The sequence below is a fragment of the Streptomyces sp. NPDC001668 genome, assembly GCF_042893155.1.
Lineage (GTDB): Bacteria > Actinomycetota > Actinomycetes > Streptomycetales > Streptomycetaceae > Streptomyces.
The window spans coordinates 605,423-624,809 of record NZ_JBIAUQ010000002.1 but is presented as its reverse complement, the minus strand read 5'-3'; the positions used below and the strand labels follow the sequence as shown (position 1 = coordinate 624,809).

19 protein-coding genes and 1 pseudogene are annotated in these 19,387 nt (G+C 72.4%); 9 read left to right on the top strand and 11 right to left on the bottom strand.

Going from position 1 to position 19,387, the window contains the following annotated elements:
- Positions 1-123: 123 nt before the first annotated feature.
- From ACFYZ8_RS08320 to ACFYZ8_RS08305, 4 genes are all read right to left on the bottom strand, one after another.
- The gene (locus ACFYZ8_RS08320) at positions 124-855 is read right to left on the bottom strand and encodes a class I SAM-dependent methyltransferase (RefSeq protein WP_388532106.1); all 732 of its coding nucleotides are present in this window, start codon (positions 853-855) and stop codon (positions 124-126) included.
- A 2-nt stretch (positions 856-857) separates the two neighbouring features.
- The gene (locus ACFYZ8_RS08315; protein ID WP_388531342.1) at positions 858-2,132 is read right to left on the bottom strand and encodes a hypothetical protein; all 1,275 of its coding nucleotides are present in this window, start codon (positions 2,130-2,132) and stop codon (positions 858-860) included.
- Between the two features lie 242 nt (positions 2,133-2,374).
- The gene (locus ACFYZ8_RS08310; protein ID WP_388531344.1) at positions 2,375-2,854 is read right to left on the bottom strand and encodes a nucleoside deaminase; all 480 of its coding nucleotides are present in this window, start codon (positions 2,852-2,854) and stop codon (positions 2,375-2,377) included.
- A gap of 31 nt (positions 2,855-2,885) precedes the next feature.
- Positions 2,886-4,082 (bottom strand): MFS transporter, encoded by a 1,197-nt coding sequence (locus tag ACFYZ8_RS08305; protein ID WP_388531346.1) that lies wholly within the window; start codon positions 4,080-4,082, stop codon positions 2,886-2,888.
- Between the two features lie 58 nt (positions 4,083-4,140).
- Between ACFYZ8_RS08305 and ACFYZ8_RS08300 the strand changes: the two genes are divergently transcribed.
- Positions 4,141-4,518 carry a MerR family transcriptional regulator gene (locus tag ACFYZ8_RS08300; protein WP_359037091.1) on the top strand — a complete coding sequence of 126 codons (378 nt, stop codon included), beginning with the start codon at positions 4,141-4,143 and terminating at the stop codon, positions 4,516-4,518.
- Positions 4,519-4,559: 41 nt separating this feature from the next.
- Positions 4,560-5,342, top strand: coding sequence for a GNAT family N-acetyltransferase (locus tag ACFYZ8_RS08295; RefSeq protein WP_359037093.1), 783 nt, complete (start codon positions 4,560-4,562; stop codon positions 5,340-5,342).
- A gap of 6 nt (positions 5,343-5,348) precedes the next feature.
- On the opposite strand, the gene ACFYZ8_RS08290 is transcribed toward ACFYZ8_RS08295, so the two are convergent.
- Positions 5,349-6,233 carry a GNAT family N-acetyltransferase gene (locus ACFYZ8_RS08290; protein ID WP_388531348.1) on the bottom strand — a complete coding sequence of 295 codons (885 nt, stop codon included), beginning with the start codon at positions 6,231-6,233 and terminating at the stop codon, positions 5,349-5,351.
- A 1,262-nt stretch (positions 6,234-7,495) separates the two neighbouring features.
- Positions 7,496-7,759 (bottom strand): GlsB/YeaQ/YmgE family stress response membrane protein, encoded by a 264-nt coding sequence (locus ACFYZ8_RS08285; RefSeq protein WP_328784953.1) that lies wholly within the window; start codon positions 7,757-7,759, stop codon positions 7,496-7,498.
- 234 nt (positions 7,760-7,993) lie between these two features.
- Here ACFYZ8_RS08285 and ACFYZ8_RS08280 point away from each other — a divergent pair, with 234 nt between their 5' ends.
- Positions 7,994-9,439, top strand: coding sequence for a hydrolase (locus ACFYZ8_RS08280; RefSeq protein ID WP_388531350.1), 1,446 nt, complete (start codon positions 7,994-7,996; stop codon positions 9,437-9,439).
- A 159-nt stretch (positions 9,440-9,598) separates the two neighbouring features.
- Here the strand turns inward: ACFYZ8_RS08280 and ACFYZ8_RS08275 are convergent.
- Positions 9,599-9,982, bottom strand: a pseudogene (locus ACFYZ8_RS08275) (GNAT family N-acetyltransferase); the annotation flags it as partial.
- A gap of 30 nt (positions 9,983-10,012) precedes the next feature.
- On the opposite strand from ACFYZ8_RS08275, the gene ACFYZ8_RS08270 reads away from it, so the two are divergent.
- Complete coding sequence (locus ACFYZ8_RS08270) at positions 10,013-10,735, top strand: phosphotransferase (protein WP_388531351.1); 723 nt, start codon at positions 10,013-10,015, stop codon at positions 10,733-10,735.
- A 63-nt stretch (positions 10,736-10,798) separates the two neighbouring features.
- Here the strand turns inward: ACFYZ8_RS08270 and ACFYZ8_RS08265 are convergent, their stop codons facing one another.
- Positions 10,799-11,239: an SPW repeat protein gene (locus ACFYZ8_RS08265; protein WP_069758543.1), complete on the bottom strand. Its 441-nt coding sequence runs from the start codon at positions 11,237-11,239 to the stop codon at positions 10,799-10,801.
- Positions 11,240-11,385: 146 nt separating this feature from the next.
- Between ACFYZ8_RS08265 and ACFYZ8_RS08260 the strand changes: the two genes are divergently transcribed.
- Positions 11,386-12,372: a MerR family transcriptional regulator gene (locus ACFYZ8_RS08260; RefSeq protein WP_388531353.1), complete on the top strand. Its 987-nt coding sequence runs from the start codon at positions 11,386-11,388 to the stop codon at positions 12,370-12,372.
- A gap of 11 nt (positions 12,373-12,383) precedes the next feature.
- Here the strand turns inward: ACFYZ8_RS08260 and ACFYZ8_RS08255 are convergent, their stop codons facing one another.
- Both ACFYZ8_RS08255 and ACFYZ8_RS08250 read right to left on the bottom strand, forming a co-directional pair.
- Positions 12,384-13,757 carry a cryptochrome/photolyase family protein gene (locus tag ACFYZ8_RS08255; protein WP_388531355.1) on the bottom strand — a complete coding sequence of 458 codons (1,374 nt, stop codon included), beginning with the start codon at positions 13,755-13,757 and terminating at the stop codon, positions 12,384-12,386.
- 26 nt (positions 13,758-13,783) lie between these two features.
- A complete protein-coding gene (locus ACFYZ8_RS08250) occupies positions 13,784-15,325 on the bottom strand; it encodes an SDR family oxidoreductase (protein ID WP_359040336.1) in 1,542 nt (513 codons plus the stop codon).
- 217 nt (positions 15,326-15,542) lie between these two features.
- Between ACFYZ8_RS08250 and ACFYZ8_RS08245 the strand changes: the two genes are divergently transcribed.
- Positions 15,543-15,731, top strand: coding sequence for a hypothetical protein (locus ACFYZ8_RS08245; RefSeq protein WP_359040334.1), 189 nt, complete (start codon positions 15,543-15,545; stop codon positions 15,729-15,731).
- A 33-nt stretch (positions 15,732-15,764) separates the two neighbouring features.
- On the opposite strand, the gene ACFYZ8_RS08240 is transcribed toward ACFYZ8_RS08245, so the two are convergent.
- A complete protein-coding gene (locus tag ACFYZ8_RS08240; protein ID WP_359040332.1) occupies positions 15,765-16,685 on the bottom strand; it encodes a LysR family transcriptional regulator in 921 nt (306 codons plus the stop codon).
- Positions 16,686-16,823: 138 nt separating this feature from the next.
- Here ACFYZ8_RS08240 and ACFYZ8_RS08235 point away from each other — a divergent pair, with 138 nt between their 5' ends.
- From ACFYZ8_RS08235 to ACFYZ8_RS08225, 3 genes are all read left to right on the top strand, one after another.
- Positions 16,824-16,907, top strand: a complete 84-nt coding sequence (locus tag ACFYZ8_RS08235) for a putative leader peptide (RefSeq protein WP_350760414.1) — start codon at positions 16,824-16,826, stop codon at positions 16,905-16,907.
- A 122-nt stretch (positions 16,908-17,029) separates the two neighbouring features.
- On the top strand, positions 17,030-18,139 hold the full coding sequence (gene sfnG, locus ACFYZ8_RS08230) for a dimethylsulfone monooxygenase SfnG (RefSeq protein WP_388531357.1): 1,110 nt from the start codon (positions 17,030-17,032) through the stop codon (positions 18,137-18,139).
- Between the two features lie 13 nt (positions 18,140-18,152).
- Positions 18,153-19,370 carry an acyl-CoA dehydrogenase family protein gene (locus ACFYZ8_RS08225; protein WP_359040327.1) on the top strand — a complete coding sequence of 406 codons (1,218 nt, stop codon included), beginning with the start codon at positions 18,153-18,155 and terminating at the stop codon, positions 19,368-19,370.
- Positions 19,371-19,387: the final 17 nt, after the last annotated feature.

Sequence of the window (19,387 nt, the reverse complement as noted above, 5' to 3'; positions counted from 1 at the left end):
TCCAAGGACGCCCATCGGCGCCCTCGATCACGATAAGCGGCCCTTCGGCGGTACGCCTCCGGGCGGGCGGGATCATGAGATGTGCCCCACCCTGTGCCGCCGGCGACGGGCCGCGGCTCGCCCCTACCCCTCCGCCGTCACCCCCGTCAGCAGCACCATCCCGGAGTCTCCGTGGTCCGGCGGTGTCGGATCCGTGTCGACGCGGGTGACGGAGAGCTCCCGGGTCAGCGGGCCGAACACCTCCCTGACGCCCGCCGGGGTCACCGGGCAGCCCGGCCAGCGGGAGGTCGGTCCGATGCGGTAGGTCGGCATGTTCTCCATGAACGCGGCCACCAGGTACCCGCCCGGCACCACACACCGGGCGAACGCCCGGCAGAAGTCGGCGAACTCGGCGACGTCCTCCGTGGCGCCCTCGGCGACGAAGTGCATGGACGCCAGCTCGTACCCGCCCGGCTCCAGGTCCCGGACGTCCGCGTGGACGACGTGCACCTGCGCCAGCGATCCCGCGAGGGTTCTCGGCACGGCGGGGTTGAGCTCGCGGCACAGGGTGTGGAAGGGCAGCCAGCTCGCGTCGGGCCCGCAGACGATCTGCCGGTGCAGATACGCCACGTTGCCGGCGCCGGCCTCGACGGCGTCCACGTGACGGCTCACCGCCGACGCGAGGATCAGCGGGTAGAGGTTGGGCCCGGCGCCGAACTCCACCGACCGGCCGACCGCTCCCGGTGCCAGACGCCGGTAGAACCCGGAGTGATGGGCGATCACTTCGGCGTCCGAGGGGTGCACCTCCCGGTAGTTCTCGGCGAGATAGTCGGCGACCGGCCAACGGTCCCAGTCCACGTCGTCGTTGTGCGTCATCGTCACCGTGTCCACCTCCTCAGTTCCTGGACCGCAGCCGGAAGCGCCCCGCCGGCGCGGTCAGCGTGGTGTTGAGCCGGTCGAGCCCCGCGTGGGAGGCGAGGATCTCCGGGGAGGCGCGGGTGTCGGCGAGCGGTCCCGGCGGGCCGGCGACCAGCAGGACGCCCGGGTTCTCGGCGGCCGGGCGGTCGGGCGGTGTCATGGCGCACACCAGGACGACGGGCAGCCCCTCCAGCCGGGCGGCGATGTCCGGTCCGAGGTCGGCGGGGGGCCACTCGGCGGGCCTCGCGGGGCAGTAGGGGCGCCGCCTCCTCGGCCGACAGCAGCCGGGTCCGGTGGCGGATCTCCGGCCCCAGGACCATGTCGACGGCGGCCTCGCAGGACCGCGCGACCTCCTGCTGCCGTATCGCCGACACCAGGGACCCGGCCGCCCGGCGCAGGGCCGGCTCGCGGGCCATGGCTCCCCGGTGGGCCACGACCATGCCCGCCAGCCGCAGGATGACCAGCAGGAACAGCACAGCCGAGAAGGCGGCGATCACGGCCGTGTGGTGGGCGGTGTGGGTGACCGCCTCGTACAGCAGGATCGCCGGGGCGATGAAGGTGACCGCCGCCGGCATCAGGAGCCGGTGCGGCGGCGGGAGCGGGGACCGCTTCTGCGGTACGGCGGCGGTGAGCGCCGTCATCGAGGGGTGCAGGGCGGCCAGGCCCCAGGCCGTGTAGAAGACGATCCACCCGGAGTCCAGCGGGGTGCCGGCCTGCCACACGGAGTTGAGCTGGAGGATGCCGTACGCGGTGCCGAAGCCGAGCAGAGTCAGTGAGCCGACCACCAGCAGCTGCACCGACCGGTTGTGCCCATTGACGGGGCCCGGGGTCAGCAGCAGGGCCGGCACCAGCACGACACCGAGGGGGCAGGCGATGCTGATGGCCCGCTGCTGCCAGGTCGGGCCATCGGCCTCGGCGAGCGGTTGTACGAGGTACACCCACACGGGCAGGGCGAGTCCCGCGGTGAAGATCAGCGCGTCCAGCAGGCTGGGCAGGTCGTGGCCCGCCCAGCGGCGGCGGATGAGGCCGTAGAGGCCGGCCGCGAAGGGCGGGTACGTGGCGAGACAGAAAGCGTCGGCGGGGGAGGGGAAGGGGCTGGAGACGCCGGAGTCGCCGGAGTACCCCTCCATGACGTTGTAGTACGTGTCGCCCGTGGTGAAGGTGAGCAGGCCCGCCGCCGGCGTCCACCAGGGCCAGCGGTGGGCGGGACGGTGCAGCCGGACGCCGAGGAGCACGGCGCAGACACCGGCCAGTCCGATGAGGGCCCACAGCGGTGCGCGCGGAGGGGACCGTCATGGAGAGGAGGGTGGCGAGGACGACCAGGGTGAGGTGCGCGGCCATCGGCCGACGTGCCGGCTGCACGGGCAAGCGCCTCCCCCCACTGGCCACTGGAGGAGACCGGGCCTTCCATCTGGTCCGGGATCCATCTCGATCGTAGGCACCGGGGGTCCGGGGCTGCATCCCGGGAGATGGTGTGTCAGCCCTGGTGGAACCGCCGGTGCAAGTCCCGCACACGCTCCGTCAGCTCGGGCACCGGGCCCTCCACGGCCACACCGGGGGCGACCTCGTTGACCGGCAGGGGCCGCACCGGTGGCGCCGGAACCCCCAACTGGGTTAGCCATTCGGTCAGTTGCTCGGACGAGGCGACGTACACGATGCGTCCGAGGCCCACCCAGGCGTGCGCGGCCGCGCACATCGGACAGTGCTCACCGGAGGTGTACACGGTGGCCGCGGCCCGCTCGCCCGGAGTCAGACGCGCCGCCGCCCAGCGGGCCAGCTCGAACTCGGGGTGCCGGGTGCGGTCGCCCGAGGCCACCCGGTTGTGGTCCTCGGCGAGGATCTCGCCCTCGGCGCTCACCAGGACCGAGCCGAACGGCTCGTCCCCGGCCTCCAGCGCCTCGGCGGCCAGCTCGACGCAACGCCGCAGATACGGCAGTTCGGTGTCCTTCACGACCATGGAATCGGCCCTCCTCGCCCCGAGCCTAAGGTCACCGCCGCGTCGCCGGAAACGCGTTTCGGGCCACGGTGACCACCCCGAGGGCCCCCGCGACCAGCGGCAGCGCGGTCCACGGCAGCGCCCCGGCGCCCAGGCCCTCAAGGACGACACCCCCCGTCAGCGAACCCGTGGCGATCCCGGCGTTGTACACCGTGGTCTGCAACGACGTGGCCGCGTCCGCCCGCTCCGGGCCCGAGGCGTCGACCAGCGCCGTCTGGATCAGGGTCGGCGCGCCCCCGAAGGCGACGCCCCACACGGCGACCGAGATCAGCAGTACGCCCGGCACCCCGGCGGCGAGCCCCAGCACGGGCATCACGGCCGCGCACAGCCCCAGCGCGGCGAGCAGCGCCGGCCGCGGGCACCGGTCCACCAGCGCCCCGGTGATCCAGATCCCCACGACGGTCGCCGCCCCGAACACCAGCAGGACCACTCCCGTACGGCTGAAGCCGGCGTGCGCCGCGAACGGAGCGACGTAGGTGTACATCACCTGGTGCCCCACCAGCAGGAACAGCGTGACGGACAGGACGACCGGGATGCCGGGCAAGGTGGCGACCCGGACGAGCGGTACGCGCGCGTGCGGCGTCTCCCCCGGGAAAGCGGGCACCCGCCGTCGCACCCAGCCCACCAGCAGCACCGCGAGCCCGGACAGCAACCCGAACGCCGTGCGCCAGCCCACCGCTCCGGCCAGCGCCGTTCCGGCCGGGACGCCCAGGGAGAGGGCGAGGGTGATCCCGGCCAGGACGATCGCGATCGCCCGGCCGCGCCGTCCGGCCGGCACCATCCGTGCCGCGTACCCGGCGAGCATCGCCCACAGCGTCCCGCCCATGCCCCCGGCCAGCAGCCGCGCGGCGAACGTCAGAGGGTACGACGAGGACAGCGCCACCACCGCGTTGCTGACCGCGAAGCCGAGCAGCGCCCCGACGAGCACCGGCCGGCGCGGCAGCCCGCGCAGCAGCGCCGTGAGCGGGATCGCGGCGGCGAACGACGCGACCGCGTACCCGGTGACCAGGAAGCCGATCCGGGCCTCGGAGACACCCAGAGCCGGGGCCATGCGGGGCAGCAGACCCGCGGGCAGCAACTCGGTGAGCACGGCGGTGAAGGCGGCCGTCGACAGGGCGAGGAGCCCCGACCACGGCAGCGGAGCGGACGCGGACAGGGCTGTGCCCTTGGCCTGGGAGACGGTGGTCATGCGACCATGCTCGGACCTTCACATCAGTGTGAAGGCAAGGGCGACCCGGGAGTGTGTCATGAGAATCGGTGAACTGTCCCGCCGCACCGGAGTCCCCACCAGGCTGCTGCGCTACTACGAGGAGCAGGACCTGCTCCACCCCGAGCGGGCCGACAACGGCTACCGCGCCTTCGGCGAGGCGGCGGTCCGGGACGTCCAGCAGATCCGCGGGCTGCTGGACTCGGGCCTGACCACCGAGATGATCCGCACGATCCTGCCGTACCTGTCGGGGCCGGAGGAGATCCTGCTGCCGCCCGAACACCTGACGCCGGAGACGGCCGCACTCCTGGAGGCGCACGTCGACCGCATCCAGGCCCGCATCGACTGCCTGGCCCGCAACCGCGACCGGCTCAGCGCCTATCTGGCGGCGGTGCGCGCGGAGGCCGGGCGGCCGTAAACGCCATTGCCGCGGAGGCGTGCGGGTGATGGAGTGAGCCCATGGATCATGTTGCGGTACTCGCCCTCTTCGACCGGGACATGCGCGAAGGCGCCCAGCCCGACGGTCCCGGCGCCCGCGTCGAGCGGGTCGGCGGCGTGGTCCGCCAGGTCGCCGCCGAGCACGGATGGGACGGTGTCGTCTGGTCCGACCTGGACGAGTCGACCGCCGACAAGGCGATCGCCGAGCAGATCGCCTACTACACGGGGCGCGGCCGCGAGTTCGAGTGGAAGCTGTACGGCCACGACCGGCCCTTCGACCTGGGAGAACGGCTGCGGGCGGCCGGGTTCACGGCCGAGCCCGAGGAGACGCTGATGATCGCCGAGGTCGCCGACCTCACCCTGGACGTGGAGCCGCCCGAGGGGGTCCGCTTCCTCCCGGTCACCGACCGGGCGGGCGTCGACCTGGTGGCGGACGTGCACGAGAAGGCCTTCGGCACCGACAGCTCCCGTCTGCGGCACCAACTGCTCGCCCGGCTGCGGGACGACCCCGACACCGTGGTCGCCGTCGTCGCGCTCGCCGGGGACGTGCCGGTCAGCGCGGCCCGCATGGAACTCGTGCCGGGCACCCGCTTCGCCGGCCTGTGGGGCGGCGGCACCGTCGAGGGCTGGCGCGGCCGCGGCATCTACCGCGCCCTGGTCGCCCACCGCGCCCGGGCCGCCGTGGACCGCGGATACCGCTACCTCCAGGTCGACGCGCTGCCCACCAGCCGCCCCATCCTGGAACGCCTCGGCTTCGAACCGCTGACGATCACGCAACCGCACGTGTACCGGCCGCGGCTTTGAAAGTGATCACAGGTCGAGCTGGTACTCCACGGCCCGGTGTGTCGGCAGGTATCCGAGGGCGTCGTTGACGGCGCGCATCGGGGCGTTGCTCTCCGCGGTGTCGGTGCACAACCCGGCCAGTCCCGGGTGCCGTTCGAGGGCATGGCGGACGGCCGCGGCCTTCATCCAGCCGGCGAGACCACGCCCACGATGCCCGGGGAGCACGGCGGTGCCGTAATGCTGGCCGTCGCCCAACCCGTCGCCGGGCACGACCAGTTCGGAGAAGCCGACCACGCTGCCGTCCGCCGCGTCCACGACGGCGACCGTGTGCAGCAGCTCACCGCGCCGCGCGACCGCCTCCGCAGCCGCGACTACGCGGTCGACGTCCCAGACGACGGTGCCGAAGTCCGTGCCCTCCATCGGCATGTCGTTCATCGCCCGCCGCGACTGGGCGAACGAACGCGCCAGTGCGTCCGGCACGGTGCCCTCCCACTCGGTCAACCGGTAGCCGGGGTGGGGCAGTTCGACGAGCGCGTCGATCGCGGCACGGTCGACGTCGGCCAGCGTGAGCCGGGCGTACGTGAGCGCCAGGACCTGCCGGAAGCCCCGTGCCGCGAGGAACAGGTCGCCGGGGGCGCCCTGCACGGCCTGGGCGATCACCGACCGCCGTCGCTCCGCCTTCGCCGCGTCCACGGCGGCCTCCAGAAGCCGGGTCCCCACGCCCTGGCGCCGCTCGGCACCGTGCACCGCGAGCTCCAGTTCGGCGAGGTGCTCCTGCCCCTCTCGGGTGAACAGCCGCAGGAAGGCGGACCCGAGCGGGACACCGTCCTCTCCGGATGCCAGCCAGGCCAGACGGCGGCTGGAGGCGGCGGGCTGCGGATCGGCGAGCGGGATGATGGCGAAGAAGGACAAGCGGGTCTCCGGCAGGGGTGGGCGGGGTGGGGCGGCGGGCGCTTGAAGCCTGCCGTCGTGCTCTGGCGTCCGCAACGGATTTGCGGCCAGGGCGAGTGCGGGGGCCGGTCATATCGGCGCGCGGCGCAGGCGTCTGTGTCGAGGTGGCTGCCTGTGCCATGGCGTCTGGGGTGCCACGGCTTCCGGGCGTGCCGCAGCGCTTGCGCTTGCCGCGGCATCTGCGTGTGCATCGTCGTCCGGGCGCGGCACGGTGGCATCTGCGTGCGCGACAGGAACCCGGGTACGCCGGGGCACGTGCGCGTGCCACGACACCTGGGCCTGCGTGGTCAGTTGACCCACTGCGTCCTGTGCCCCGGCACCTGCGCATGAGCCGGCTCTACGCCGGACACCGACCCTGAGGCCGGCGGCTCCCTCGACGCGCGCCGCCTCTTCCCTGCGCGGCGATTCGCCTGCCCCGGCACGGCTCCTGTGTGGCGCGGTTCTGGGCGGGGCCTGTTCGGCGGGGCACGGCCTTTGACCTTCGGTGGCTTCGTCGACGCGTGCTGTCTCTTCCCTGCGCGGCGGCTCGCCTGCTCCGGCACGGCTCCTGTGTGGTGCGGTTCTGGGCGGGGCCTGTTCGGCGGGGCACGGCCTTGGACCTTCGGCGGCTCCCTCGACGCGTGCTGTCTCTTCCCTGCGCGGCGGCTCGCCTGCTCCGGCACGGCTCCTGTGTGGCGCGGTTCTGGGCGGGGCCTGTTCGGCGGGGCACGGCCTTTGACCTTCGGTGGCTCCGTCGACGTGTGCCGTCTCTTCCCTGCGCGGCGGCTCGCCTGCTCCGGCACGGCTCCTGTGTGGCGCGGTTCTGGGCGGGGCTCGTTCGGCGGGGCACGGCCTTTGACCTTCGGTGGCTTCGTCGACGCGTGCTGTCTCTTCCCCGCGCGGCAGCTCGCCTGCCCCTACCCGCGCCGCCACTTCCACGCGCGTCGGCTTCCCCGCCCCGGCAACGGTCCCCGCACGCCCCGGCTCTGGGTAAGGCCCGTTCTGCGCGGCGCAGCCCCTACGCTTGGCGGCTCCTCCAGGCCCGGCGCCTTCTCCACGCCCGGCGGCTCCCCTCACCCGGCACAGCCCCTGCCCACCCCGCCTCTGCGCACGTCACCGCCCCAACGCACGTCACCGCCCCCACGCTCGACACCACCCCCGACGCGCGAAGGCGCGCCGGAGATTCCGGCGCGCCTTCGCGCGATTTGGGGCACCGCCCCGGCACCGCCTCGTTCCCACAGAACTCAGCGGCGCGCCTTCGACCGGTCCAGCGCCGCCACGCCCAGCGCGGCGAGGCCGATCTGGATGAGCCACTCGACCCAGTCGACGCCGTCGGTGTCGGCCACGTCGAAGGCCCCGGCGATCGCCGAGCCGATCAGTGCGGCCACGATGCCGACCAGGATGGTCCACAGGATCCCGATGCGCTGACGGCCCGGAACCACGAGCCTGCCCAGGACACCGATGACGATGCCGATCACAATGGCACTGATGATGCCGTCGACTTCCATTTCCGCCCCTTTTCCGATGAGCCCGGATGCACTCCGGATGCCCGCTGGCGGCGCCGACAGTCACGTGGTGTCCCAACCGCCGGTCAACACCGGGTCAATCCTCGGCCGGAGCGCCCGGACCGTTCTGTTCAGCCTTCTGGGTGCCATGTACCGTTCAAATTGATCGTGTATCTATGCGCGTAGTTCTCGTCCCCGCATCACCCTTCCCCCCCAACTCCTCACGGAGGTATGCAGATGCCCGGACTCACCCTTCCCCGCCGCAGACTCGGCGCGCTCCTCGCCGGCGTCTCCCTCGTCGCCGCGGGTGTCGTCGTGCAGGCCACCGCCACGCCCGCCGCCGCTGCCACCCCGCACCGGATCCTGTTCGACAACGCCCATGCCGAGACGGCCGGCAACGCCGACTGGATCGTCTCCACCAGTCAGCCCGACCCCCTCGGCCAGGACTCCTCGCCCTCCGCCGAGACCGACTGGACCGGCGCCCTCTCCTCCTGGGGCGTCGCCCTCCAGAAGACCGGCGACTACAGCCTCAAGACCGCGACGAGCGCCCTGACTTACGGCGGTTCCTCGGCAACCGACCTGTCGAACTTCGACACCCTGGTCCTGCCCGAGCCCAACACGCTCTTCACCGCCGCCGAGAAGACGGCGATCATGACCTTCGTGAAGAACGGCGGCGGCCTCTTCATGATCTCCGACCACACCGGCGCCGACCGCAACAACGACGGCGAGGACGCGGTCGAGATCCTCAACGACCTGATGACCAACAACAGCGTCGACTCCACCGACCCGTTCGGCTTCTCCATCGACTCGCTGAGCATCAGCTCGGACTATCCGTCGGCCATCAGCGACAGCACCAATCCCGTCCTGCACGGTTCCTTCGGCACCGTCACCAAGAGCCTCATCGCCAGCGGCACCACGGCCACCCTCAAGCCCGCCGACAACGCGAACGTCAAGGGCCTGCTCTACCGCACCGGTTACTCGGGCAACACCGGAGCCTTCTTCGCCACCAGCACCTTCGGCAGCGGCCGGGTCGCCTTCTGGGGCGACAGCTCACCCATCGACGACGGCACCGGCCAGTCCGGCAACACCCTCTACGACGGCTGGAACGACTCCGGCGCCACCAACGCGGCCCTCGCCCTCAACGCCACCGCATGGCTCGCCGGCGGCGGCAGCAGCACCGGCGGCGGGGGCACCGGCGGCGGTTCCACCTGCACGTCGGCCCAGCTCCTCGGCAACAACGGCTTCGAGTCCGGCAGTTCGACCTGGACCGGGACCAGCGGAGTGATCACCAACTCCGGCAGCGAGTCCCCCCGTACCGGCTCCTACTACGCATGGCTCGACGGCTACGGCTCCGCGCGCACCGACACCCTGTCCCAGTCGGTGACGATCCCGTCCGCGTGCACCACCGCCACGCTCAGCTTCTACCTGCACGTGGACACCGCCGAGACCACCACCAGCACGGCCTACGACACCCTCAAGGCGCAGGTCCTGAACAGTTCGGGCACGGTGCTGAGCACCCTGGCCACGTACTCGAACCTCAACGCGGCCTCCGGCTACACCCAGCGCAGCTTCAGCCTGGCGGGCTACGCCGGACAGACCGTCACCGTCAAGTTCACCGGCACGGAGGGCTCCACCCTTCAGACGTCGTTCGTCATCGACGACACGGCGCTGAACGTCAGCTGATCCGGGCCGGTATCCACCCGGCCGGCCGTCTCCTCGGCCGCGATGTCCCTCACCGTGCGCCCGTCGGTCACCCCACGCAGCCTGCCGACGGGCGCACCTGCCACGGGGTCTCAGGCGCGCGGCCGGCAGGTGCGCAGGACGGCCTCGGATCTCCCGGACGGCGTACTCCGCCACCAACCGCACCGCCCGCCCGGCCAGCCCCGGCCCCCGGTGGGCGGGACCGACGCCGTAGGCCGGCTCCAGGTCCCGCTCGTCCGCCCCGCTGCCGAACAGCAGAACCTCACCCCGCGGGGGTGTCCCGTCCGTGGTGATGGCCAACCGGACCTTCCGCCCCTCGGCCTGCCCCTCCCTCGCGCCGGCGAGACAGGCCCGTCCCGTGTCCAGGTCGAACGGCGACGCCACCGGCGTCCACCGGGCCATCTCGGGATCGTCGTACGGCGCGACCAGGTCGGCGAGGTCGGTGTCGGCCCACGCGCGCAGCCGGACGCCGTAGTCTTCGAGACGCTCCGGCGGGACGAGGGTGAGGGTTCGGTTCGTGTCCATGGACCGATCCTGCCGTGGAAAGGCGGTCGTATGGAGGAGTCGGTGCTCGGCGGCGGCGCGGTCAACGAGGTCGTCCGGGTCGGAGAGACCGTACGGCGCCCGCCGTCCGAACGGTCGCCTTTCGTGCGGGAGTTGCTCGCCCTGTTCGAGAGCGCGGGCTGGCCGGGCGCACCGCGGTTCCTCGGCGTCGACGAACTCGGCAGGGAGACGTTCGGCCACATCGACGGCCGGGCCGCCGTGACCCCGCGGGAGCGCGCCGCGGCCCGGACCGACGAGGCCCTCGCGGAGGTGGCCCGGCTCGTCCGCGTCTTCCACGACCTGACCCACGGAACGGCGCTCGCCGGCGACCAGGACGTCGTCTGCCACAACGACCTGGCGCCCAAGAACACCGTGTACGCCGCGTGGCGGCCCCGTGCGTTCATCGACTGGGACCTGGCCGCTCCGGGCGAGCGGATGCACGACATCGCCCATGTGTGCTGGCAGTACCTCGACCTGGGGCCGGGCATCGTGGACGTACGGGACGCCGCCCGCCGTATCCGGCTGATCTGCGATGCCTACGGTGTCGACGGGCGGGACGAGGTGCTGGACACGGTGCTGTGGTGGCAGGACCGGTGCTGGAAGGGGATCGAGGCGGGCGCGCTGCGGGGCGAGCGGGCCATGATCGGGCTGCGCGCGGCGGGGGCCGTGGACGAGGTGCGGGCCGCGGCGGAGTGGGTCGCGGAACACCGGCGCGAACTCGGGCTCTTCCTGTGAGCACGCGGAAGGGCCGGCCCACGCCCGGTGGACCGGCCCGCCGTCTTTTGTGCCGGGGATCGTCTACGGCTTGGGGGCGCTCTTCGCGGCCGTGACGGTGCACATCAGGCCCAGGATCACCGCGAGGGCGCCGATGATGATGTTGTTCAGCGCCACACCGGCGTCGGGGCTCTCGCCGACGACCCAGGGAGCGATGATCATCCAGACGCCGACCGCGCAGAAGGCCCAGCTGAGGCCGTACATGCGCTCAGGGGTCTGGGTGAAGCCGAGGGCGAGCAGGCCGATCGCTATGCCCACGATGAGGTTGTGGGTCACGAGGGCGGGCTGGCTCGTCGTGTAGTGGAGTATCCAGGGGGACACGGCGCAGTACAGACCGAGCAGGAACACCGGTCCGTCCACGAGCGCCACATCGCGGCCGCCGAGCATGCGGGCGTAGCGTTCCCGCATTTCCGGAGCGTCGGGGTGGCTGGTGATGTCACCTCTGGTGTGCGAGACGTTGGCCATGACTCGTCTCCTTTGACTTACTGGCCTGACCGCGTCTGGTGCGGTGTGCGGTAAGCGCCGCCTGGGCCCATTCTGCGCTTATTTTTCCTTTATGTGTAGAGGTATCGACAACAACTTGCATCGCTTCTGCGTCGTAGAGTCGCCGTATGAAGGAGAGCCCACCGGACACCGCGACGAGCCTCACCACCGGTGCCCTGGCCCGTCGCCTGGGAGTGTCGCCCACCACGCTGCGCTCCTGGGACCGTCGCTACGGCATCGGACCCGCCGTTCGCACCGACGGCCGGCACCGCCGGTGGACCCCGCGCGACATCGCCGTACTGGAGGCGATGTGCCGGCTCACGTCCGCCGGTGTGCCGCCCGCCGAGGCGGCGCGTGCGGCGAAGGAGTCCGCGTCCCCGGGGACGGTTCCGCAGCGAGCGCCCGAAACCCCGACACGGTCCCGGGCGGCCGGCACGCTCCCCCTGGGCGATGTGCGGCAGGAGTGCCGTGGCCTCGCGCGTGCCGCCGTGCGCCTGGACGCGCCCGCCGTGGAGGAGCAGCTGACCGCGGCGGTCGAGACCCACGGCCTGGCCGTGGCCTGGCAGGAGGTGATGGTGCCCACGCTGCATGCCGTGGGGCGCAAGTGGGCCTCGTCCGGGGACCGTTACGTCGAGGTCGAGCATCTGCTGTCCTGGCACATGTCCACCGCGCTGCGCCGCTGGACCCGCCCGCCGGTACGGCACGGCGACGTGCTCGGACCCGGGCCGGTGGTGCTGGCCTGCGTCCCGGGTGAGCAGCACACCCTGGCGCTGGAGGCACTCAACGCCGGCCTGGGCGAACTGCGTCTGCCCACCAGGATGCTCGGGGCCGCCGTACCCGTGGAGGCGCTGACCGCGGCGGTGGACCGGCTCGGCCCGGCGGCCGTGGTGCTGTGGGCCCAGGCCCGCTCCACGGCGAGCCTGCCGCTGGCCCGGCACCTCGCCGGTGCCCAGTGGGGAGTGAAGGGCGCGCGCAGGAGGCCCGTGGTGATGCTCGGCGGGCCCGGCTGGCTCGGCCGACCCGGCCCGGGAATGCTGCGGCCGACGGTCTTCGAGGACGCCCTGGACACCCTGGCCGCGCTGTACGCGCCGGAGCGGCCGACGACCCCCGGCTGACCTCGGTCACCTCACTCCCGCCCACGCGCCCGCCTGAAGCGGGCCAGCCCTTCCGGCAGCTCCACGATCGGATCCGGGTAGTCGAGCGCCGCCCGTTCCGCGCCCCGCAGTTTCCACGGCTCGTGCACCAAGGACCCCTCCAGCGCGGCCAGTTCGGGCACCCAGCGGCGGACGTACGTGCCGTCCGGGTCGTACCGCTTGGCCTGGATGACGGGGTTGAGGACCCGGTTGGGCCGGGTGTCCGTGCCGGTGCCCGCCACCCACTGCCAGTTGAGCTGGTTGTTGGCGAGGTCGCCGTCGACCAGCAGGTCCAGGAAGTGCCGGGCGCCGATCCGCCAGTCCACGTAGAGCGTCTTGGTGAGGAAGCTCGCGGTCAGCAGCCGGCCCCGGTTGTGCATCCACCCCTCGTGCCGCAGCTGGCGCATCGCCGCGTCGATGACCGGGTAACCGGTGCGGCCCTCCTGCCACGCCTCGATGTCCTCGCCCGCGGTGCGCTCGGAGCGCCAACGGTCGTGCCGGGTGCGGTAGTCGGCGGCGGCCGCGGCGGGGCGGGCCGCGAGCACCTGCCGGTTGAAGTCGCGCCAGGCGAGCTGCCGTACGAAGGCCTCGGCGCCCGCACCGCCCAAGCGGCGGGTGCGGTGGACGAGTTCGACGGGGGAGAGGGTGCCGAAGTGGAGGTGCGGGGAGAGCCGGGAGGTCGCGTCGCCGGCCAGGTCGTCGTGACGGTCCTCGTACCCGGCCACGCCGGACCGCAGCCAGCCGGTGAACCGCTCGCGGCCCTCCGTCTCACCGCCCGGGGCGAGTCCTTCCGAGAGCCCGGCCAGGTCGGCACGGGAGGGCACCGGCTCGGAGCCGACGGCGTCCGGGACCCGTACGGTCGGCGGGGCCGCGAGCGGGTCCCGCAGCCGCTCCTTGCACCAGCGCCGGAAGTAGGGCGTGAAGACGGCGAAGTGGTCCGAGCCGGCCGGGACCACCTCGCCGGGGGCGACGGCCGTGGTCACCGTGTCGTGCACGTGCAGCCGTACGCCCTCCGCCTCCAGGACCCGGCGCAGCCGCTCCTCCCGCCGATGGGCGTACGCGCTGACGTCGGCGGTCATGTGCACCTCGTCGGCGTCCGCCTCCGCGGCGACCTTGCGCACCTGGTCGACGAGGTCGCCGGAGCGCACGACCAGCCGGCCGCCCCGCTCGCGCAGACCGGTGTCGAGGTCGCGCAGACAGTCCGCGAGGAACGCCAGCCGGTTGGGGGCGGCGAATCCGGCGGCGTCCACGGCACGGTCCCGTACGAACAGCGGGACGACCTGCTCGGTGCCGTCGAGGGCCGCCGTGAGCGGCGGGTGGTCGTGCAGGCGCAGGTCGCAGGTGAACAGGACGACCGAGATGCTCATGGTGCGTACTCCGGGGTGCGGGGAGGTCAGGGGACGGGGGCGTGCTCCGGAGCGCGGGCCGCCGAACCCGCCGCGGCCCGGGCGATGTTGCGGGCCATGCCGCCGAAGACGATCGCGTGGAAGGGCGCGACACTCCACCAGTAGGCCTGGCCGAGCAGGCCGTGCGGATGGAACAGGGCGCGCTGCCGGTAGCGGGTGCGGCCGTCGTCGCCGGTCGCCACGCCCATCTCCAGCCAGGCCAGGCCCGGCAGCCGCATCTCGGCCCGCAGCCGCAGCAGCCGGCCGGGCTCGATCGCCTCGACCCGCCAGAAGTCCAGCGAGTCACCCACCCGCAGCCTCGCCGCGTCCCGGCGTCCGCGGCGCAGCCCGACCCCGCCCGCCAGCCGGTCCAGCAGGCCCCGTACCGCCCACGCGAAGGGGAAGGAGTACCAGCCGTTCTCACCGCCGATGCCCTCGACGACCCGCCACAGTGCCTCCGGCGAGGCGTCGACCGGCAGCTCCCGGTGGTCGCTGTAGAGACTTCCGCCGGCCCAGTCGGGGTCGGTGGGCAGCGGATCGCTCGGGGCGCCCGGCACCGAGGCCGACGACCACCGGGTGGTGACCCGCGCTTCCCGCACCCGCCGCAGAGCCAGCCGTACGGCCTCGTCGAAGCCGATCGGAGCGACGGGCGGGCCGGGGAGATGGCCGGCGATGTCGTGCTCGTGGCAGACCACCTCGTGCCGCAGCGACTCGGTGAGGGGCCGGGCGATGGCGGCGGGCACGGGGGTCACCAGGCCCACCCAGTGGCTGGAGAGCCCGGGGGTGAGCACCGGCACCGGCAGGATGACCCGGCGCGGGAGCCCGGCGACCGCCGCGTACCTGAGCATCATCTGCCGGTACGTGAGCACCTCAGGGCCGCCGAGATCGAAGGCCCGGTTGACCTCCGGCGGCATGCGGGCGCTGCCGACGAGGGCCCGGAGCACATCGCGGACCGCCACGGGCTGGACGCGGGTGTGCACCCAGCTCGGCGTGACCATCACCGGAAGGCGCTCGGTCAGGTACCGCAGCATCTCGAAGGAGGCGGAGCCCGAGCCGATGACGACGGCCGCTCGCAGGACGGTGGCCGGGACCCCGGAGCCGAGCAGGATGCGGGCCACCTCGGCGCGCGAACGCAGGTGCGGGGAGAGCTCGTCCTCGGGCACGTCCGCCGGGATGAGCCCGCTGAGGTGCACGATCCGTCGCACGCCCGCGGCCCGGGCCTGTTCGGCGAAGATCCGCGCGGCCCTGCGGTCGGTGTCCTCGAAGCCCTTCCCCGCGCTCATGGCGTGCACCAGGTAGTACGCCACGTCCACCCCGTCCAGGGCCCGGGCCACGGACGCGGCGTCGGTCACGTCACCGGCCACCACCTCGGCGCGGCCGGCCCAGGGGTGGTCGCGCAGCCGGTCCGGGGAGCGGGCCAGGCAGCGTACGCGGTGACCCGCCGAAAGCAGTTCGGGGACGAGCCGGCCGCCGATGTACCCGGTGGCGCCCGTCACCAGGCAGCGCAGACCCTCTCCTGTGCCGTCGTGTCCTGTGCCGTCGTGCTCCATCGGCCCTGTCCTCCGTCCCGGTCCCCCTGCTGATCACTTCCGTGCCACGGCCCGCTTCGGATGCGGTGTGCCGTGAACGGTCGGCGGGGCGGCCTGGGCGGGGTGCGGGCGGCGAGCCGCTCTCTCACGGGCCAAAACGCCGAAAACGCGGGACATGGTCGCGTCCGTCGCGGGAAGCCGCATTCGTACGAGACAAGACGGTTCGAGTGGTGGATCGATGCTGGAGGTGTTCGCTGCTATGGGCGCGAAGGTGTTGGAGCGGTTTCCTGCGGGAGCTCCTCGCGGATCGTGGCCGGCGGAGGAGTACGCGGCGCAAAGGCGTGCGCAGGGTGAACCGGCGACCGTGGTGATGGATCTCCAGTCCGACGCGTTCCTCGTGGTGGTCCCGGGGCGTGACGAGGACTGACCGCGCCCTCGGCCGCGGGTCTGACGGGCGGGCTCAGGAGGAGCCGGTGAGGGTCCCTCCCAGCTGCCGGGCCCGGCGCACGAACGCCTCGTGCAGATCCCGGGCCGCCCGCGGCACGGACTCGGCCCTGCGGCGCTGAAGCATCAGCAGCACCCGGGTCGAGTCCGACTCGATCGGCCGGTGGGTGATCGTGCCCTGCCGCTCCAGCGGATCCCCGACCACGCTGAAGTCCGGCAGCACGGTCACCCCCAGCCCTTCGGCCACCATCAGCTTGCCCATCTCGGCGCCGTCGGTGGAGTACGCGAAGGACGCGCCACGGCCGTCGAGGAGCCGGTGGACGAAGCGGTGCATGACATAGCCGGTACGCATCGCGATCAACGGCTGGGTGAGCAGATCGTCCACCGACACACACGTCCGCGCGGCCAGCGGACTGTCCGGGCGCAGGCACACCACCGGCCGCCCGTGCAGCAGCCGGGTGGACTCGAAGCCGGCCGGGGTGTCGTCGCCGTCGAGGTGGTTGACCAGGCCCAGGTCGAACCCGCCCTCGGCGAGGGCCCGTTGGATGTCCGTCTGCTGCGCGCCGACCACCTCGACCTGGGTGACCGGGTGCGCGGCCCGGAAGTCCCCGACCGCCGGGATGAGCAGCGGCACGGTCGCCGCGTTCACCGTGCCGACGCGGACCATACGGCTGATGCGGTGCTGTTCCCCCGCCGCCGACCGCAATCGGTCCACCGCCTCCAGCACGCCGACGATGTGCGGCAGCAGTTCCCGGCCCTCCGCGCTCATCGTCGCCCCGGACCGCTTGCGCTCCAGCAGGTCGACCCCGAGCTCCCGCTCCAGGTTCCGCACGGTCTCGCTCAACGCGGGCTGCGACAGGCGCAGTTCCTCCGCCGCCCGGCGCAGCGAGCCGAGCCGTGTCACCGCGGCGATGTATTCCAGCTGTTCCGTCCGCATGCCACGCAGAATGCGGGCCATTTCCCGCCCGGTTCAAGGGTTTCCCTGTCACACGTTCGTGAAATTCAATGGTCCGCGATACGAGACCGGTCGGGTTTTCCTTGACGCCTCTCGCGGACGGCTGTCACGATCGACGGCATGAAGATGCGACTGGACCTCACGCGGCGACGCCATGTCGACCTCGCGCGCGTCTCCAGCGCCTCCTGTTGCGCCGCGGCCTGATCAACCTCCCTGCGATCCGCCGCGCTTTCCCTTCTTTTCGAGAGTTCCACGCCTGAATTCCGCGCACCCGCGCACCCCTTGAATTCGGCGTGCCCGAAAACATTCCGCAACAGGAGTCACGCATGCCTGCCGCGCCCGTCAAATTCGCCTACTGGGTCCCCAACGTCAGCGGGGGACTCGTCACCAGCAGGATCGAGCAGCGCACCGACTGGGGCTACGACTACAACCGCGAACTCGCCGTCCTCGCCGAGAACAACGGCTTCGAGTACGCCCTCAGCCAGGTCCGCTACATGGCCAGCTACGGCGCCGAGTACCAGCACGAGTCGACCAGCTTCAGCCTCGCCCTGCTGCTCGCCACCGAGCGCCTGAAAGTCATCGCCGCCGTCCACCCCGGCCTGTGGCACCCCGGCGTCCTCGCCAAGCTGGGCGCCACCGCCGACCACCTCTCCAAGGGCCGTTTCGCCGTCAACGTCGTGTCGGGCTGGTTCAAGGGCGAGTTCACCGCCCTCGGCGAGCCCTGGCTGGAGCACGACGAGCGCTACCGGCGCTCCGAGGAGTTCATCACCGCCCTGCGGAAGATCTGGACGGAGGACCACGCCGAACTCGCCGGTGACTTCTACCGGTTGCGCGACTTCTCCCTCAAGCCCAAACCGCTCAACACCGACGAGCGGCCGCACCCGGAGATCTTCCAGGGCGGCAACTCCACCGCCGCGCGCCGGATGGCCGGCCGGGTCTCCGACTGGTACTTCTCCAACGGCAAGGACTTCGACGGAGTCGTCGAGCAGCTCACGGACGTCCGCAAGTCGGCCGCCGAAGTCGGGCGCACCGCCCCGAAGTTCGGCCTCAACGGCTTCCTCATCGCCCGGGACACCGAGGCCGAGGCCCGCGAGACCCTCCGGGAGATCGTCGCCAAGGCCGACCACGAGGCCGTCGAGGGCTTCGGCGCCGCCGTCAAGCAGGCCGGCCAGTCCACCGGCGACAAGAAGGGCATGTGGCAGGACTCCTCCTTCGAGGACCTCGTCCAGTACAACGACGGCTTCCGCACCGGCCTCATCGGCACCCCGGAGCAGGTCGCCGAGCGGATCGTCGCCTACAAGAAGCTCGGCGTGGACCTCCTCCTGCTCGGCTTCCTGCACTACCACGAGGAGGTCGAGTACTTCGGCAAGCGGGTGCTGCCGCTCGTCCGCGAACTGGAAGCCCAGCTCCCCGAGTCCGTCCCCGCCCACGCCTGAGGAGGCCACCGACATGAGCACCGCCACCCACACCGACTGGCAGACCCGTCCCGCCCCCGAGACCGCTCAGGACTGGATCGCCCGCGCCGCCGAGGTCGCCGCCGTCCTCGCCACCGACGCCGCCGAGCGCGACCGCGCGGGCGCCACCCCGTACGCCGAGGTCCAGCTCCTCAAGGACGCGGGCCTCGTCACCCTCCTCGGCCCCACCGAGCACGGCGGCGGGGGCCAGGACTGGCCCACCGCCTACCGGGTCGTCCGCGAGATCGCCAAGGCCGACGGCTCCATCGGCCAGCTCCTCGGCTACCACTACCTGTGGTTCTGGGCCGCCCGCCTGGTCGGTACCCGCGAACAGTGGGAGCACGTGGAGGCCGAGGCCTCCCGGAACCGCTGGTTCTTCGGCGGCGCGGTCAACCCGCGCGACAAGGACGTCGTCGTCACCGAGGACGGCGACGACCTCGTCTACACCGGCCGCAAGACCTTCTCCACCGGCAGCAAGGTCTCCGACGTCACCGTCCTCGAAGGCGTCCTGGAAGGCACCGACCAGCACATCTTCGCGATCGTGCCCTCCGACTCCGAGGGCCTGACCTTCCACGACGACTGGGACAACATCGGCCAGCGCCTCACCGAGAGCGGCGGCGTCACCCTCGACGGCGTCCGTACGCCCTGGTCGTCGGCGGCCGGATACGTCGACAAGGTGTTCCAGCCGCGCGTCTACAACACCCTCAACGTCCCCACCATCCAGCTGGTCTTCGTCAACTTCTACCTGGGCATCGCGGGCGGAGCCCTGGAGACGGCCGCCACCTACACCCGCGAGAAGTCCCGCTCCTGGCTGCACGGCGGCTTCGAGCGCGCGGTGGACGAGCCGTACGTCATCGACATCTACGGCGACCTCACCGCCAAGCTCTGGGCGGCCGAGGCCCTCGCCGACGCCGTCGCCGCCGAGGGGCAGCGGCTGCACGACGACCCGGACGCGGTCACCGAGCAGACGCGCGGCGACTTCGAGGTCCGGGTGGCCGCCGTCAAGGCCCGCGCCACCGACGTGGCCCTGGAGATCGCCGGCCGGATCTTCGAGGTGACGGGCGCCCGCTCCACGGCCACCTCGGAGGGCCTGGACCGGTTCTGGCGCAACGTCCGCACCCACACCCTCCACGACCCCGTCGCGTACAAGCGGCGCGAGGTCGGCCGCTGGGTCCTCGTGGGCGAGCTGCCCGAACCCACCTGGTACTCCTGACCCGCTCCCCTGGGGCG

Coding starts and splice junctions, on each gene's coding strand:
- ACFYZ8_RS08250 (WP_359040336.1), bottom strand. CDS start 15,325: ATGGAGCACGACGGCACAGGACACGACGGCACAGGAGAGGGTCTGCGC.
- ACFYZ8_RS08255 (WP_388531355.1), bottom strand. CDS start 13,757: ATGAGCATCTCGGTCGTCCTGTTCACCTGCGACCTGCGCCTGCACGAC.
- ACFYZ8_RS08300 (WP_359037091.1), top strand. CDS start 4,141: ATGAGAATCGGTGAACTGTCCCGCCGCACCGGAGTCCCCACCAGGCTG.
- ACFYZ8_RS08260 (WP_388531353.1), top strand. CDS start 11,386: ATGAAGGAGAGCCCACCGGACACCGCGACGAGCCTCACCACCGGTGCC.
- ACFYZ8_RS08240 (WP_359040332.1), bottom strand. CDS start 16,685: ATGCGGACGGAACAGCTGGAATACATCGCCGCGGTGACACGGCTCGGC.
- ACFYZ8_RS08305 (WP_388531346.1), bottom strand. CDS start 4,082: ATGACCACCGTCTCCCAGGCCAAGGGCACAGCCCTGTCCGCGTCCGCT.
- ACFYZ8_RS08225 (WP_359040327.1), top strand. CDS start 18,153: ATGAGCACCGCCACCCACACCGACTGGCAGACCCGTCCCGCCCCCGAG.
- ACFYZ8_RS08280 (WP_388531350.1), top strand. CDS start 7,994: ATGCCCGGACTCACCCTTCCCCGCCGCAGACTCGGCGCGCTCCTCGCC.
- ACFYZ8_RS08285 (WP_328784953.1), bottom strand. CDS start 7,759: ATGGAAGTCGACGGCATCATCAGTGCCATTGTGATCGGCATCGTCATC.
- ACFYZ8_RS08245 (WP_359040334.1), top strand. CDS start 15,543: ATGCTGGAGGTGTTCGCTGCTATGGGCGCGAAGGTGTTGGAGCGGTTT.
- sfnG (WP_388531357.1), top strand. CDS start 17,030: ATGCCTGCCGCGCCCGTCAAATTCGCCTACTGGGTCCCCAACGTCAGC.
- ACFYZ8_RS08265 (WP_069758543.1), bottom strand. CDS start 11,239: ATGGCCAACGTCTCGCACACCAGAGGTGACATCACCAGCCACCCCGAC.
- ACFYZ8_RS08310 (WP_388531344.1), bottom strand. CDS start 2,854: ATGGTCGTGAAGGACACCGAACTGCCGTATCTGCGGCGTTGCGTCGAG.
- ACFYZ8_RS08320 (WP_388532106.1), bottom strand. CDS start 855: ATGACGCACAACGACGACGTGGACTGGGACCGTTGGCCGGTCGCCGAC.
- ACFYZ8_RS08295 (WP_359037093.1), top strand. CDS start 4,560: ATGGATCATGTTGCGGTACTCGCCCTCTTCGACCGGGACATGCGCGAA.
- ACFYZ8_RS08235 (WP_350760414.1), top strand. CDS start 16,824: ATGAAGATGCGACTGGACCTCACGCGGCGACGCCATGTCGACCTCGCG.
- ACFYZ8_RS08270 (WP_388531351.1), top strand. CDS start 10,013: ATGGAGGAGTCGGTGCTCGGCGGCGGCGCGGTCAACGAGGTCGTCCGG.